Origin of the sequence: Rhizobium beringeri (assembly GCF_004306515.1) — a bacterium.
GTDB lineage: Bacteria > Pseudomonadota > Alphaproteobacteria > Rhizobiales > Rhizobiaceae > Rhizobium > Rhizobium beringeri.
In genome coordinates, this window is the sequence record NZ_SILG01000001.1 from 3,195,463 (window position 1) to 3,210,758 (window position 15,296).

12 protein-coding genes and 1 pseudogene are annotated in these 15,296 nt (G+C 55.8%); 4 read left to right on the forward strand and 9 right to left on the reverse strand.

Translation table 11 applies throughout. The annotated features are described in order from the left end of the window. Nucleotides 1–134 precede the first annotated feature (134 nt). Nucleotides 135–1,757: a right-handed parallel beta-helix repeat-containing protein gene (locus ELH03_RS16115; protein ID WP_128400018.1), complete on the reverse strand. Its 1,623-nt coding sequence runs from the start codon at nt 1,755–1,757 to the stop codon at nt 135–137. A 689-nt stretch (nt 1,758–2,446) separates the two neighbouring features. On the opposite strand from ELH03_RS16115, the gene rapA2 reads away from it, so the two are divergent. Next, nucleotides 2,447–3,145 carry a calcium-binding lectin RapA2 gene (gene rapA2, locus ELH03_RS16120; protein ID WP_128400017.1) on the forward strand — a complete coding sequence of 233 codons (699 nt, stop codon included), beginning with the start codon at nt 2,447–2,449 and terminating at the stop codon, nt 3,143–3,145. 234 nt (nt 3,146–3,379) lie between these two features. On the opposite strand, the gene ELH03_RS16125 is transcribed toward rapA2, so the two are convergent. From ELH03_RS16125 to ELH03_RS16145, 5 genes are all read right to left on the reverse strand, one after another. Continuing rightward, nucleotides 3,380–4,084: a hypothetical protein gene (locus ELH03_RS16125; protein ID WP_128400016.1), complete on the reverse strand. Its 705-nt coding sequence runs from the start codon at nt 4,082–4,084 to the stop codon at nt 3,380–3,382. Then, nucleotides 4,084–6,360, reverse strand: a complete 2,277-nt coding sequence (locus tag ELH03_RS16130; protein WP_128400015.1) for a polysaccharide biosynthesis tyrosine autokinase — start codon at nt 6,358–6,360, stop codon at nt 4,084–4,086. Before ELH03_RS16130 ends, ELH03_RS16125 begins: the two co-directional genes overlap by 1 nt. Before the next feature lie 54 nt (nt 6,361–6,414). Then, nucleotides 6,415–7,071, reverse strand: coding sequence for a sugar transporter (locus ELH03_RS16135; RefSeq protein ID WP_128400014.1), 657 nt, complete (start codon nt 7,069–7,071; stop codon nt 6,415–6,417). A 73-nt stretch (nt 7,072–7,144) separates the two neighbouring features. Next, on the reverse strand, nt 7,145–8,356 hold the full coding sequence (locus ELH03_RS16140) for an SLBB domain-containing protein (protein ID WP_128412698.1): 1,212 nt from the start codon (nt 8,354–8,356) through the stop codon (nt 7,145–7,147). Nucleotides 8,357–8,645: 289 nt separating this feature from the next. Next, on the reverse strand, nt 8,646–10,070 hold the full coding sequence (locus ELH03_RS16145) for an O-antigen ligase family protein (protein ID WP_128412696.1): 1,425 nt from the start codon (nt 10,068–10,070) through the stop codon (nt 8,646–8,648). A gap of 309 nt (nt 10,071–10,379) precedes the next feature. Between ELH03_RS16145 and ELH03_RS16150 the strand changes: the two genes are divergently transcribed. Both ELH03_RS16150 and ELH03_RS16155 read left to right on the forward strand, forming a co-directional pair. Next, nucleotides 10,380–10,979 (forward strand): transglutaminase-like cysteine peptidase, encoded by a 600-nt coding sequence (locus ELH03_RS16150; protein ID WP_128405630.1) that lies wholly within the window; start codon nt 10,380–10,382, stop codon nt 10,977–10,979. A gap of 267 nt (nt 10,980–11,246) precedes the next feature. Continuing rightward, complete coding sequence (locus ELH03_RS16155; protein ID WP_128412695.1) at nt 11,247–12,575, forward strand: UDP-glucose dehydrogenase family protein; 1,329 nt, start codon at nt 11,247–11,249, stop codon at nt 12,573–12,575. A gap of 126 nt (nt 12,576–12,701) precedes the next feature. Here ELH03_RS16155 and ELH03_RS16160 read toward each other — a convergent pair whose 3' ends face one another. Next, on the reverse strand, nt 12,702–13,493 hold the full coding sequence (locus ELH03_RS16160; protein WP_128400973.1) for a metallophosphoesterase family protein: 792 nt from the start codon (nt 13,491–13,493) through the stop codon (nt 12,702–12,704). Next, nucleotides 13,494–13,993, reverse strand: a pseudogene (locus ELH03_RS16165) (TolC family protein); the annotation flags it as partial. 340 nt (nt 13,994–14,333) lie between these two features. Here ELH03_RS16165 and ELH03_RS16170 point away from each other — a divergent pair. After that, complete coding sequence (locus ELH03_RS16170; RefSeq protein ID WP_128400972.1) at nt 14,334–14,585, forward strand: KTSC domain-containing protein; 252 nt, start codon at nt 14,334–14,336, stop codon at nt 14,583–14,585. A gap of 103 nt (nt 14,586–14,688) precedes the next feature. On the opposite strand, the gene ELH03_RS16175 is transcribed toward ELH03_RS16170, so the two are convergent. Then, nucleotides 14,689–15,294 (reverse strand): alpha/beta hydrolase, encoded by a 606-nt coding sequence (locus ELH03_RS16175; protein WP_130766506.1) that lies wholly within the window; start codon nt 15,292–15,294, stop codon nt 14,689–14,691. Between the last annotated feature and the right edge of the window lie 2 nt (nt 15,295–15,296).

Below are 15,296 nucleotides of genomic sequence, written 5' to 3' on the forward strand. Positions count from 1 at the left end.
GTTCGCTCTGACGATGAACGGCTGAAATATTCTGTCAGCGGCCATCCCCTCGACCGCCGGCGAGCACCCATCATCGAGCTTTGACGTCGAGAGAAACGGCTTGCAAGGCGCCCCGCCGACCCGTCCCGTCAGGCTCAGACCAGCGAATGTGAGCTATGAAATGCATCCACGTTGATGGAGACGCTCAACGAGTCCGTATCGATGTGCGAAGCACCGTCAGAGATCTTGTACTGGAAGGATTCGCTGACGTTTCCGCTAATGCCGGCGAGTTTGGCCGCATCGACCGTATAGGTATAGTCGCCATCGCCGTCGACATGGATGACGCCGTATTTCCCGGTCAGCGTCAGCCCATGCTTGTCCACCGCACTGTCACCGAAGCGGCGGAGCAGCACGGTCCCGTTGGAGGCACTGTCGTTTTCGAGAAGATTGCCGTGATAGGCGCTGCCGGTGTCGGTCGAGATCTTCAGATTGTCATGAACCGCGACGATTCTTGGCGTCACAGCCAGCGGCGCGGTGGATACAAGCTTTTCTGTCACTACCGCGGTGGTCTGCTGCTGTGGCGAAACCTCCACATGCACTTCGGAAGCCGCAGCGGTAGACACGTGCTCGGCAGTCGACGCCGAACTGACGTTTGTATCGCCAGCAACGAGACTATCCTGGCTTTCCAACGCGGTCTGGGCTTGTTCAAGCGTCTGGTTATCGCTGACGGGAAAGGTATTCGCGGCGATGATGGCAGGCGATATACTGTACGGCGTGACATCGCTGTCTATGATATTGTCATGAAACGAGCCCGATGCAGGCCTGTCGACCTTCAGCGCCGCCGAGGAGAGGTCCTCGAAAACGTTGTCGTGGACGTCGATATTTTCACGAACGTAAATTGGAGTGCCGGCGGCGCTGATCGACACGCCCCATACGCCATCATGGATGTAATTGCCTGAGATGTCGTAGTTCTTCGTGTCGCCCTGGTCGCCGAGACCGATGGCGTAGGACCAGCTATAGCCGCCGTAACCGGAGATATCGTTGTCGTGGATGGCAATATTGGTGCCCGCCTGCGCGCTGACCCCGAAGCCGCCGCCAACCAGCGTGTTGTCCTCAACGACGGCATTCACGGGCCGAACGAGCGCGATGACGCCCTTCGGCGTAGCTGCGCCCGTCTGGTCGAGGTAATTGCCGCTGATCAGGATATTGCTGCTGTCATTCAACTGGATGGCATCTGCCGTGGTACCGTGGCTGTTGGCGACGGTGTTGTTGAGAAGGGTGACGCCTTTAACCTTTTCCATCCAGATGCCATCACCGTTCACGCCGGTGATCGTGCTGTTCTCGATCGTGATGTTCTGGCTGCTCTTGAAATTGACCGAACCGGCCTTGGTGGAGCTTCCCGTATTTTCCACTTCGACGTTGCGGACTGTCCAGTTCCAGACGTTTGCTGCGTATATCGCCGCGCCTGATGTGTCTGATATCTTGATGTTTTCGATAACGATATTCGACGCATTTGAAGTGTGAATGCCGTCACCGCTGCTATGAATAACGGGCGCATCGCCAACGCCATAACTGCCGATCGTAATCGGAGCGGCGATGCTGCCAGAGTACTTCAAATCGAACTGTTCGTTGAAAACGCTTCCGGCAGCCAGGAGCACGCTATCACCGGGATTGAGCTTAAGCGCCTCGACAGCGGAAAGCGTCGCGAAAGGCGACTGCTCGCTCACTCCACTATTCTGATTGGACCCTGTTGCCGAATTTACATAGTAGACGGTCACGCCGTGATCTCCCAAAGATACTGGAAAATCTATTAACCGCGGACCTCTCTCTGCCTGCTAAAATGGAACACTAAAATGCGTTCTATCTCGCGATAATTCTTACGCTCCCCCAAAAATACCTTCATATCTTGAATATTTTGCATTGCAAAAAAAGTTGCGCTGCACAATTATGGAATCCGTTACCTAATATCCGTAGTGGAAATAAGACTATCTTCCAGACTAGGCATATTAATTTTTGAAAATTGCGACCCGAAAGAAATATTACTTGATAAACATATATGACAAGAACGCGACATCAGTTACTTCGGCAAAAAGCAGGCACTAGAGCACGCAACGAAACAAAACGGCGACGTCACGCTATAGCCCGTAGTGGTTATATGAAAATCTCATCTGCACATAAGCACCTCCTGGTATTCTTATAAATTGCCCCTGAATAAACATTCTTCCCTTCTGAAGAAATATGAATCCGTATCTGTCGTTTGGCATTTTCACTTATTATTAACGTAATAATCCCCAAGCGTTTCATTGTCTTATGCGAGTTGTATGTGTGTCATTATTGTACAATACACCCGAAAATGTTCACTTGCCGTTAATTACACCCTTGACTCTCTGTATTAAGATATCCTTAATCGGGCAGCTCGCTAAAGGTCAGAATTGACCTAGCAAAGAACAATTCAAGGAGAGAACTGATGGCTGTTCACGCAACCGACGATAGTGCAACATTCCTGGAAACCGACGCCATTTCAGGAAATCTGCTTTCCAACGATTCATCTGATAACGGACACCTGTTCCTGCGTGCCTTCGACGGCGCAAGCGTTGGCGCCAAGAGCGGCAACAGCCAGATCACAGAGATCCAGGGCGACTACGGCACCTTCTTCGTCAAGCCCGATGGCAGCTACACCTATGTGCTAAGCGATGCTGCCAAGGTCAACTTCACCAATGGTGAGTTGCTCCAGGAGAAAGTCGCGTACAAGATTTCCGACGGCAGCGGTCATACCGATGTCGGCCTGTTCACCCTGAACATCCAGGGCGTAACCCAGGTAAAGCCGATCGCGGTCGACGACCACTACAGCTTCACCGAAGGCGACGCCATCGGCGGCAACGCTCTGGACAACGACATTGCCGGCGACAATGGTCATCTCTTCCTCCGTCAGTTCGGCACCACGAACGTAAATGGCGACCCGAGCGCAACGACCGATGTCGCCGGCACGTATGGCACGTTCCATGTCAAGGCGGATGGAACGTTCACCTATGATCTGGCAGTAGATGTCGCTCCGGGCGATCACGTCACGGAAACCATCCAGTTCTACAAGATCTCCGACGGCGAAGGCCACACCGACGCCGGCGTTCTGACACTCAACATCACTGGCGCGGACGCAGAAGTCTGATCGTCAATAGCCAATCAAAAACAAAGCCCGCCGCGTAAGCAGCGGGCTTTGTTTTATGCAAGTTGAGCTCCGCTCAAGAGAATGAGCCGTGGTGCGCAGCTGCCGGCAACCAGATGGACCGCTAACTTCAGCGGTGTTCGGAACGGCCTCCAGACAGCACGATTATATTCCATCCGGCGTTGGTTCAGTGCCGTTTTGGAGTTCGGAACTGTCTTTGAAAACGGCCTCGGTAATTTACTTGCTGCAACGCTGCCGGAACCGCGCCGTCGCAGCGTCTCCGACGCTCGTCCAGGTTCGATCGAAGATTGGACGAAGCTGCGGGCTGATCTCTTTTATCGTGGCGTTGACCCTGCAACGATCGCCCAGTTTCAGCATGGTCATGAGATCACTGTCGAGCGCGTTCCTTGCCGCCGCAAGTGTTGCATCGGTGAAATCATTCCAGAAATAAAATCGCGTCAGGATCATCACCTGGTCGTACGGCGCGAGCACAACCGAACGCTTCATCATTCCCGCAACCGCAGCCGGCTCCTCCGCAATTATCGACTGCACGGCCGCAAGGCGAAGCCAAAAATTGCTATTCGTCGGCATGCACGAAAGCGCATACCGCAGATACTGGCGCGCACTCGACGCCGCAGCGGCCCAGGCGTCGTAGTTGATATTGACATTCTGCCGATCGAGTTGCGCCAGAACGAGGGTTACGCCGGCAGCCACAATGTCGGATCGGCAATAATGACCGTCAACGACGTCGACACTACGCGACGCGTATTTGGTCACGACATCGTCCGCGACGGTCTCTCCACGCTCGATCCTTTCGGCGACGATCGAGATGCTGGCCGTTCTTATCGAAGCGTACAGCTCTCGACCGGCCAGCACCACAAAGACGACGGTGACGATAACGAAAGCGATCCTGGTAACCGAAACGAACTGGCCGCGGAACATCAGCTTTCGGTATAGTATCGCGAATAACGCTTATAATAATACTCGCTCGAACCGAATGTCCGGTAAAGTTTCATCTGCGACGGGTCGACCTTGGTCAATATAGTACCGACGCATTTCGCATAGAGTTCCGGCTCGGACAGCAGGGTCGACTGCACGACCTTGCGCGATGTCTTTCCCCACTCGATAACGAAAACCACCGCATCCAGCTTCGAATTGATGGCGCGTGCATCCACAACCGGCGCCAAGGGCGGCAGGTCGACGATAATATAATCGAAGCTTTGACGTGCCGTTTGAAGAAGCTGATCCATGCCGCGTGACGCAAGCAGCTCCGACGAATGCGGAACACGATACCGTGCCACCGTCGGCAAAAATGCGAGCTTTGTTTTGGGATCGAGAAGGATCAGATCCTTGAGCGGACGGCTGTCGACGATCGCCTCGAGCAAGCCGGCCTCGGCATGGCGGCCGATCGCCCGGGTGGCACCAGGATTGCGCATGTCGCCGTCGATAAGCAGGCAACGCGCACCCTGCATTGCCAGGAGTTTGGCAAAATTGATGGATGTCGTCGACTTCCCCTCGCCGGGCAAGCTCGACACGACGCCGATGACCTTGCAGCGCTGATCGGCAGCACTGAGGTCGATGGCAATCTTGGCGCTTCGAAGCGTCTCGGCAAATGCCGAGAGCGGATGCTCCTCGACATAGGTCGTGGTCTTCCCGCCCCTGGCGATGCTTCGCGGATTGCTGGGATCAACGAGCGTCGGATCGTCGACGTTATTTTCAATCAGCGGCATGACACCGAGAGACTCGACATCAAGCACGTCCCGGACATCATCGCCGGTGCGGAAGAACCGATCCCGGAATTCGCGGAAGGCCGCTATACCACTCCCAAATGCACATCCCACGAACATCGCGAAAGCAACGACGAGAGCTCTCTTCGGAGCGCTCGGCTTCGTCGGCGTCTCCGCCGTCGTGATGATGCGCGCAGCGGTAATCGGAAAGCTCTGCTGTTGAATTGCTTCCTGATAACGCGTCAAGAAGCTCTGATAGAGATTCTTATAGGTATCACGCGTGCGCTCGAGTTCGCGAAGCTCCACCTGCGTTTCGCCAGCCGTTGCGGCTACGCCCGTCGCCTGTGTAACACTGTCGCGCAAAGAGTTTTCCCGCGATTTCGCGACCTGCAGCTCGCTTTGGTAGCTCTCGGCGATACGGTTCAACTCATCGAACATGAGCCTCTTATATTCTTCCATTTCCGCACGAAGCCGAACCGCCTGGACGTGATCGGGACCGAGCCGCGCCTCAATTTCAGTTTCGAGCTTGGAAGCCTCCAGATATTTCTTGCGCAGGTCATTCGAAATGGAGCTGTCGAGCACATCGGTGACGATCGCATCGGTCTGCTTGGCGTCGATAATCGACTTGACGCGCGCATACCTAGCCTCGGCCTTCGCTGTCTCGGCCTGCGCATTGATCAATTGGGTATTGATCTCGGAAAGCTGCTGATCGCTAATCAGCGTACCGGATCCGGCTTCAACAAGCCCATGCTCACTGCGGAATTTCTGAACCGCAAGGTCGGTGTCCAGCGCCTGCTGCCTGAGCTCTTCGATACGCTCCTGCAGCCATTGGCCGGCCCGGCGCGTCGCCTCGTATTTCGAATTGAGTTTGTCGACCAGATAGACGTCTGCGATAGCAGCCGCGATATCACGCGCCAGATCGGGTGACTGCGCGGTATAACTGACATCGAGGACGTAAGAGCGGCCGACGCGTTCGACGTCGATGTTACCTGCGACGGTCTCCGCAGCGCCTCGCCGCCTCATTTCCGGATCAGGTGCGACGGCTGCGTCATCGGCAAACCACGACCGAAAATTCATGAAGGATTTCAACGTTGAGACAGAAAAAAGCGAGCTTTTCGGTCCCATGAACTCCGGATTGTCGACGAGTTTCAGCTTGTCGACAACGGCATAGGCGATGGTGTCGGACTTCAAAAGCTCGACCTGACTGAGGACAGTACCTTCGTCATCGTCCATCTGGCCGAAAGCCGCCAGCTGGTTGATCACCTGACTGTCGCTTCGGTCGATCAACACGCTCGTGTCGGCGGTGTAGACAGGCACCGAGGTCAGGACATACACAATGCCCAGAATGGCGAAGGCGAAGCCGCACGCCGCAACCATCCGCCACTGTCGGCGGGCGATTGCGATGAGCTTGTCGAAATCGATGAAATCAGCTTCGTTTCCTGTATCGCGGGAGGGGTCGATACGCGGCGTAAGTTTATCTGGCGATAGCAATTTCGATCTCCAACAAATGCGTCAAGCGCTAAGATCTAAGGGCGATTCCAGCTATTATATGACCGGGATACTAACACTAGTCGATTCCGCCGAGTCAGACGACTGCCCTGCCCCAGCATTCGAAACCTTCAGCGTACCGGCGGTTGTCTCGCTGCCCTCAAACGGCGTACCGTCGTCCGCTCCCGGCCCCGTCCGGCCAATCGATCCATTGTTGCCGATGCCGGATGCGGCGGCTGAAGCACTTCCACCCGGGCCGAGCGCCGCGGTTCCGCCTTCGGCGAGAACCTTCGCAAAGGCGGCAAGGAGCGGCGCAAGATTCGGATCGGCGCTCGCTGCCTCGGCGACGGCTTTTTCGATGGCCAGCTTGAATAGCGGATCCGTTACCTGGCAGCTGTTTGCGGCCCGCCCAAGACCGGAACCGATAGCAGCCATCTGCGCGGCATCGGCTTTCTTGGCCTGCTCGATCACCGGCGACAGCGCGTCATTGCTGCTTCCAACCAGCGCGCGGACGCTCGATGACAAAACGAGCGGATCGGACATATCAAGCAGAACGGCGGGGTTGGCCGTAAATCCACTGATATCGACTGAAGTCAGATTTGAAAGCCTCACGCAAGTTGCCGCAAAAGCGCTTGAATTCATCCCGGTAAACATCGCGACGACAATTCCGCTATACGCAAGCTTACGATAAACACCAGACCTTGCCATAACCATAGTCCTTCATCAAATCCGCTATATAGGCCGCTGTCATCGATCATTCGCGATCAATGACAGCGGCCTATTTCAATCAATTTCCAAGATCCTGTACCGCGTTACGGGTATCATTCGCATCGTCGGTTACGCCGGAAACAGTGGACGATACCGAGTTTACGATGTCAAGGAACTTGACCAATTCAACAGAGTCCGAATTGGAAATATAGATAATATCCTTGTCTTCCATCTTGAATTGCTGAACAGCAAACAAGGTTGCCGGATCGCGAAGATTCGCGCGGATGATCACCGGAACCGTTTCACCCGTAAATCTGGTCGCGTCCACATGCATCGCTGCAACCGTTTTCTTGGGGACAAGGCGGTAGAGCAGGACCTGAGCCGGATCGGCGCGATCATCGCGCAGGCCGCCCGCCTTGGCGATTGCCTCTCCAAGGGTCAGGTCGGATTCTTCGAAATCGAAGCGGCCACTGGTGCCTGCGGCGCCGAGCATAAGATAGGTACGGCGCTCATGATCGATCGAGATCGTATCATCCGGTGCGACATAGATATTTTCGGCCGGGTTCTTCAACAGCGTCGTGTAGGCGACCGTTGCCGTCTTGCCGCGACGCTGCAGCGTCACATTCGTTTCGATATTGTTGGTCGTCAAACCGCCCGCGGCGGAAATGACATCGAGAACACGCTCACCGGCCGGGCTGATCTCGATGCGCTGGGGATTATTGACATCACCGAGCACGGCAACCTGACTGGAGCGGCTCGTCGTGGTCGTAATAACCACCTGCGGCTCGATCGCGCGGCTCGCCAGGCGATCTTCGACGTCCTGCTCCACGGTCTCCTTCAGGCGACCGGCAGCCGGAACCCGACCCGCATAGGGAATTGTGATCGTCCCGTTTCTATCGATGGTCTGCTCTGGCAGCGAGATGTAGTTGCCAGGTCGGCTACCAGCATCGGACGGAATGAACAGACCGCCGGACTGAGCTTCGAAGATGGCGACCTGAACGACGTCACCGAAACCGAGCGGAATTTCAGGCGCCCCGCCTCGACCACCGCCAAACCCCTTGAAGGAGGTCGGCTGGGGAGCGGAAAAATACGACAGGACGTTCTTGCTGAGATCAATCAGGGCGTAGTCGATACCGACGCGACGCTCCTTCGTTGTCACTTTCACTGAAGCATCCCGATCAACATCTTTGTGATCGGGGCCGGATCTTGGCAACGATGTGCAGCTTGCCAATATAGTCGTTAGCGCTACAACAATGGCGACGCGTGTACTACCGATACGAGAACAACCCATAGAATACCCTGTGTTGACGCCCCTGAAGCTACTGCTCCGCAATCTGACAAAATACAAGACGATCCCCGATCAATAACACTGAAAGCCGATTAACATTCCCCTAACTGTGGCAGGCTGGCAACGCCGAGCCCTTAGCAAGCGAAAAACGACTTCGGTCCGACTTTTCTGGCGTCGCAACAAATCCGAAGGCTGCACCCGCTATAAAATTTCTTGGGTTTCAGAGTCAACCGTTCGCACCTGCACAATCGATCTTTTCCGAAAATCTTATTAAAATCCATCCATTTAAACTTTAAGTGGTTAACAGCCGCTCATATGCCGTGTCCGCCTCTCCGTTGCTGCGCCCGAGGCTTATCGCGACAACCGCACTGAGGAAGGCCGAGTAAAACACCGCAAAACCCGGTATCTGCAGCGAAAAATCGACCGCCGCATGAAGGGCGACCAAAACAGTCGCCGCCAGGCCAAGAACAACATAGTGCCTCAGACGCCGTCTTTGGGCGAGCCCGCGCCAGAACACCCTGGCAAGCACTGAGAAGGTAAGGACCGCCGTAATCGGGAACAATATTCCGAGGCCCAGAAATCCTTCCAGATAGAAATTGTGTGCGCGGTCGAAGATCCCGAAAATTCCGCAGGCCGGATCGCGGTAGGCAGAAAACACCGTCCGAAAGGTTCCGAGCCCCGTCCCCGTCCACCAATGATCCGAAATGGCACGCCATATGCCCGGCAGGATGCAGAACCGATCATCATCCTCGAGCCGCCGCTCTTGCGCGCGCAAAATTGCCTGGCCTGCAAACATCATCAGTAACACTACGATGAAAGCAATCGCCGAGAGGAGCTTCAGCATCGAACGCCATCTTGGCGCCGGTCTCAGCTGACGTCTCGAGCCTTTCCAATTGATGACAAGCCATGGAAAATAGATGAGAGCGGCAACAAAGGTCGCAAATATCCCGGCGCGAGAGCGGCTCAGCATCAGCGCGGTGAAGCATGCGCACAAGAGCAGGATATAGATCCACGATCTCAAGAGAAGCGCGTTTCGGCCCGGCTCGCCGGGCGGATAGTTCGAATAGGCTCGGGCAACGTCCCTGACCAGGGTCAGCATGAGCAGCGTTCCAAGCCCAAGGAAGGTCGCTGCGGTATTGCGGTTGACGAAGACCGCGGTCAGGCTGTCGAGGTAAGCGTGTTTCTCGACGACGATCAGGATGTTGGGAAACAGCAAAAACTGAAGCAGGCCGAAAACAGCGATGATGCCCGCCGAAAGCCCGAGGCCGGCAAGCACTTTCCTCGCGCGCTGATCGGTATCGCATAAGAGGAGCCCGGTCAGGAACGTGACGAAAGGCAGAGCGACCCAGAGGATCGACGCGAACGTGTCAGCCGGTTCAACCGAGATCGCCGCATATTGGACATCTGCCAGGTCCCGCGCAGCATCCCAGGCAGGATTTGCCAGCCAGTTCGAAGGCAGTTCGATGGTCTGGACGAACGTCCAGCCTGTCAGCACGACGAGTAGAAACAAAACGATACCGAAAACCCATCTGCTTTGTCTTGGCTCTCCGAACAGCAGTGCCGAAATGATCGCGAGGGCAAACATTCCAATGGCGGCGAAGGCGAAGGCAAAGGGTGTGACGCTTCCGAATGGAATGAGTATCAGTATAACAAGACCAATAAAGACGGAGAGAAAAACCTCCCGCAAGGCCAGCCTGTTGATCAGATTGGATAACATCAGATTTCGTTTACCAAAACAGGCGGCGATCAAAACCATGAGGCGGCCGCGATCATCCATTTGTTGATTCTAATTTAAATTGCAGATCAAGCGCTTGGATGTTAAAGTCTGACAGAAATCCATATCGTTTAAAATTGTCACGAAAGGCTTAAGCCAATCGAGACAAGCCCCGGCTATGCTCCTTCAAGCAGCAGGAACGGGACAGACGTTCTGCAGCCAATACTTGGCAGATCACTAAATCGCCATGCCATTGACTGAGACAAAAGGCAAGCCTGATCTCAATCGGTTGTCCTGACGGGGATTTAAGAGATGAAGAAAACATTCGTTACACTTCTGGCACTGGCTCTTACAGCAGGTAATGCGTGCTCGGCATTTGCCGCCGGTCCCGCAGGTTTTGCCCGAGGCCTGACCGGCAGTTCGGCGGTCAGTTATATCTCTGAAAAAGGCACGATCATTCCCCCCTTCGCCCAAGTGCTGTTCTGCGCCCGTAATCCGGCCGAATGCCGCGACAACAATGGCCCTGCAGTCATAGCGCTGGCAGACGAGCAAATGCTGCAGCTGAAGAATGTGAATACGTCGGTCAATCGCACGATGATCGGTCGAAACGACCCGAGCAACGAACTGAACGGCGATGTCTGGAAGGTGAATGTTCGCAGCGGCGACTGTGAAGATTTCGCGTTGACCAAGCGCAGTCGGCTGATCGCGATGGGCTGGTCGTCGCGCGCTTTGCGAATCGCAACGGCATATACGCCCTCCGGTGAAGGACATGCGGTCCTCGTGGTCAGAACCGACAAGGGCGACCTCGTGCTCGACAACAGGAAAAGCAGCATCAAGAATTGGCAGGATACCGATCTGCGCTGGGACAAGATTCAATCGGGCACAGACCCCTATGTCTGGTACCGGCTGTAACAGCCAAGCAGCGACATAGACCGATTGGTCCTGTTTCTGGATTGAAGTCGAGCCGGCTCTGACGAGCGGCTCGACTTGTCATATTGCCCACACAAACCTATGTTTTTGCTGTCGACGGGCAGCTGACAACGAACCGCGGTGCCCGAAGTTCGATTTCCGATGTGGGTATCAAGCGATCTTCGATATTGTCTTTTCGCCCAGATTAAGTATGACGGGCGTCATGCTGCGACGCAGCATGACGTTCTACTCTAATGATTTGAGGGAAATATGCGCATCACGATGATTGGATCAGGCTATGTCGGCCTCGTTTCAGGCGTTTGCTTTGCGGATTTCGGCCACGACGTCATCTGCGTCGACAAGGATCTGAGTAAGATCGAAGCCCTTCGCGAAGGCCGCATTCCGATCTACGAGCCGGGTCTGGAGCAACTGGTCGCCGAAAACACCAGCACCGGCCGGCTGTCATTTTCGACGGATGTCGGCGAAAGTGTCCGCAGCGCTGACGTCGTGTTCATCGCAGTCGGCACGCCCTCCAGGCGCGGCGACGGCCACGCGGATCTCTCCTATGTCTACGCCGCTGCGCGCGAGATTGCCACCTATGTGGAAGGCTTCACCGTCATCGTCACCAAGTCGACGGTGCCGGTCGGCACGGGAGACGAAGTCGAGCGCATCATGCGCGAAACCAATCCTGCGGCGGATGTCGCCGTCGTTTCCAATCCCGAATTTCTGCGCGAAGGCGCCGCCATCGAGGATTTCAAGCGTCCTGACCGCATCGTCGTCGGGCTGAACGACGACCGGGCACGCGAAACCATGACCGAGGTCTATCGCCCGCTTTACCTCAACCAGGCACCCCTGGTCTTCACCACCCGCCGCACCTCGGAACTGATCAAATATGCGGCCAATGCTTTTCTCGCGATGAAGATCACCTTCATCAACGAGATCGCCGATCTCTGCGAACGGGTCGACGCAAACGTTCAGGACGTTTCGCGCGGGATCGGTCTCGATGGCCGTATCGGCTCCAAGTTCCTGCATGCCGGGCCGGGTTACGGCGGCTCGTGCTTCCCCAAAGATACGCTTGCTCTTGCCAAGACGGCGCAGGATTACGATGCGCCGATGCGTCTCATCGAGACGACCATCTCGATCAATGACAACCGCAAGCGGGCGATGGGACGTAAAGTCATTTCGGCCGTCGGCGGAGACATTCGCGGCAAGAAGATCGCGATCCTCGGCCTGACCTTCAAGCCGAACACCGATGACATGCGCGACAGCCCGGCAATCGCAGTCATCCAGACCCTGCAGGACAACGGCGCGCAAGTGGTCGGCTACGATCCCGAGGGCATGGAAAACGCCCGCAAGGTGATCGAGAACATCGAATATGCGAGCGGACCCTACGAAGCGGCCGCCGGTGCGGATGCGCTTGTCATCGTCACCGAATGGAACCAGTTCCGCGCGCTCGATTTCAACCGCCTGAAGCAGTCGATGCGCGCTCCGATCCTGGTCGATCTGCGCAATATCTACCGCAGCGACGAGGTCCGCAAATACGGCTTTACCTATACCGGCATCGGCACCAATCTCTATCAGGACGTGACCAACACCTGAAATAGCCTGCTGAATATCTGATCGTCCTGACGCCGCGGAGCACAATCCGCGGCGTTTGATTTTACAGCGTCGTTGTCTTTTCAGACGCGCAAAGGACGCTCTAACTCTTTCAATCCTCGCATCGTGCTAGAGGATCCCGACCCGTGTTCCCTTTATTGTCAGCACGGTCAGCCGGCCCGTAGCCGAAACCGCAGTGTCGATACCGATGCGTTGCGGCCCGAATGTCGGGGTTCGCGCCGGGGTATGCCCGTGGATCACGAGGACAGGAAGCTGCGGTCCTTCATCCAGGAAGGGCTGACGGATCCACATGAGGTCGCTGTCTTTCTGCTTTTTGAGGTCGATGCCCGGCTTGATGCCAGCATGAACAAAGAGGACCCTTCCTATCCGCAGCATGATCGGCAGCGATTCCAGGAATTGGATATGCCGTTCGGGTATCATGTTGCGAATGACGCGGGCAATTGTTTCGTTTCCAGCCGCCGACTGCAGCAGATGCTCGATATCGATACCGTATGAGTGCAGCGTCTCCGGTCCGGCAAAGCCGAGCCACTCGAGAATGCGCGCCGGTTTGCGATAGAGCTTCACCAGCTCCGCGTCGTGATTGCCGCACAGGACGAAACGTTGAAATCCCGGCGGCGGGGTCTTGCTCAGGAACTCCAGCACCGCGCTCGAATCAGGCCCGCGATCGACATAATCGCCGAGCATGACGATGAGTTTCGGCCCCGGAATGCGCGCGGCATCCTCCTCGATGCGGCGATGCGCCTTGACGAGCTCATTATAACATCCGTGAACATCGCTCATCGCGTAGACCGCAGCGAATTCGCCTTCGGCAAACGTCAACCGAGCGCGTCCTTTGCGGTTGCCAGCCAGTATCGGTATCTGTTGTCGCCACGGCCCTAGATAGTTAAACATGTAACCCATTTATGAGACCCGACCGAATGGCGGGTTGTCTGAAATAATCCATCTCTTATCCATCGCTGCAACGGCATGAGGCTCAGTATTCATAAGAAGTTGGCCTGATCGCGGCCCCACCGAAGTTGTAACCGGAACCACCACGTTGAGCGCGACATAGTCCTTCGCCATTTGCTGCACCGCTTGCGCCAGGTTCGCCTGGCTGGTCGCCACCGAACGCTGCGCATCCAGCACATCAAGCAAGGATAATTGTCCATCCTTGTAGCTCCCGATTGAAAGCGCAAGAGTCTCCTGCGTGGTCTTCACCTGAGCGCGCAGCACCTGAACGGTTTGCGTGTCGCGGTGAACGGACGACAATCCATTCTCGACGTCTTCGATGGCGGTCAGAACGCTCTGCTGCCACGCGAGATACTGCACCTTCGCATCGGATCCCGTAATCTCCACATTCGCGCGCAGCCGTCCGCCATCAAAAATCGGCACGGTGGCCCGAACGACCAGGTGGTCAGGCCAGCTCACGCAACTCGCCAACGATAGTAAAACGACTGTCGCGAGAAACGGCAATTTGTAATCATTCATACTTGGGAGGGTGCTGCGGTTAATATTACGCTATAATTTGCTATATGATGGTTAATCCCGCGTTAAACCGGCGATTATTGCGTTTCTCGCGACGTTATCGGCCAATATTCCCCAAATGGAGGAGCCGCAGATATCGGATTTCCACAGGCGAGGCGTCTGAATAAGCTGTAAAAATCAACTATAACGAGAGCCATCAGGAAAAAATGAACGTTAAAGAAGATGATGCTTGACGCCCTTGCGGCGCAGCATAATGATGGCGCGTTGCGAGTGTGAATGACATTTCTTGATCAGAATCTCAGATCCAAAACTGCGGGGTGCAAAGTGGAAACTGCGGTTGATTCGAAACTTATCGAGGCGATCACCTACGACGAAGACAGCCGGCATCTACGGGTCTATCTGACCAACGGTCAGAGGCGAGAATATGAAGGCGTTCCCAAGGGCGTCGTCGTCGGGTTGACGATGGCGGAATCACCGGGAAATTTCTACATGAAGGCAATCAGGGGCAAATATCCTCCTCGCCCCTAATGTCCTATCGATCACGACGATAGGATCCTTGTTCCAGCAAAGATGCGGGACCGGCCTTCGCCGGTCCCGTAAACCGTTTCCCGCCGACCGACGGTGCACGCCGTCAATAACCACCGAGCAAATCGCGAACCGCATCGATCTCGAGCGGCGCAATCTCGTGACCGCCGGGATGCCAGACCGTTCTGACCTCCGCCCCTCGGTTTTTCAGATGTTCGGACAGCGCCTCGGTCATGGAGACAGGCGCGATCGGATCTCGCTGCCCGGCCGTCATCAGCACCTTTCTTCCCGCCAGCGTCGACTGGGCTTCGGGTTGAAACGGAATGAGCGGGTGCATCAGAACCGCGGCATCGAAGATACCCTTCTCGATCAGCACATTGGCAAGAATGTTTGCGCCATTCGAAAAACCCAGGCCGAGAATATCGGAAGCCTGGTACTCGTCCGCGAATGCCTTGACGTAGGCGGCCATCTTCTCCGTCGCCCGGGAAAGGTCGTCCATGTCGTAGACCCCCTCCCCGGTGCGGCGGAAGAACCGCGCCGCGCCATGTTCGGAAACGTCGCCGCGCGGCGAGAGAATCGTCGCTTCGGGCAGCAGGCGCCGACCGAAGTCGAAAAACTGGTTCTCGTCGCCACCCGTGCCGTGCAGCAGCACCAGTATGGGTTTATCAGGTGCACCGGCATGCAGCCGGTGCACATATCCAGTTTCGGTCATAT

Bases quoted from the DNA above. Each gene is read 5' to 3' on its own strand.
- ELH03_RS16160 (WP_128400973.1), bottom strand. From the start codon at position 13,493: ATGGGTTACATGTTTAACTATCTAGGGCCGTGGCGACAACAGATACCG.
- ELH03_RS16135 (WP_128400014.1), bottom strand. From the start codon at position 7,071: ATGGTTATGGCAAGGTCTGGTGTTTATCGTAAGCTTGCGTATAGCGGA.
- rapA2 (WP_128400017.1), top strand. From the start codon at position 2,447: ATGGCTGTTCACGCAACCGACGATAGTGCAACATTCCTGGAAACCGAC.
- ELH03_RS16145 (WP_128412696.1), bottom strand. From the start codon at position 10,070: ATGTTATCCAATCTGATCAACAGGCTGGCCTTGCGGGAGGTTTTTCTC.
- ELH03_RS16155 (WP_128412695.1), top strand. From the start codon at position 11,247: ATGCGCATCACGATGATTGGATCAGGCTATGTCGGCCTCGTTTCAGGC.
- ELH03_RS16150 (WP_128405630.1), top strand. From the start codon at position 10,380: ATGAAGAAAACATTCGTTACACTTCTGGCACTGGCTCTTACAGCAGGT.
- ELH03_RS16170 (WP_128400972.1), top strand. From the start codon at position 14,334: ATGACATTTCTTGATCAGAATCTCAGATCCAAAACTGCGGGGTGCAAA.
- ELH03_RS16175 (WP_130766506.1), bottom strand. From the start codon at position 15,294: ATGACCGAAACTGGATATGTGCACCGGCTGCATGCCGGTGCACCTGAT.
- ELH03_RS16140 (WP_128412698.1), bottom strand. From the start codon at position 8,356: ATGGGTTGTTCTCGTATCGGTAGTACACGCGTCGCCATTGTTGTAGCG.
- ELH03_RS16125 (WP_128400016.1), bottom strand. From the start codon at position 4,084: ATGTTCCGCGGCCAGTTCGTTTCGGTTACCAGGATCGCTTTCGTTATC.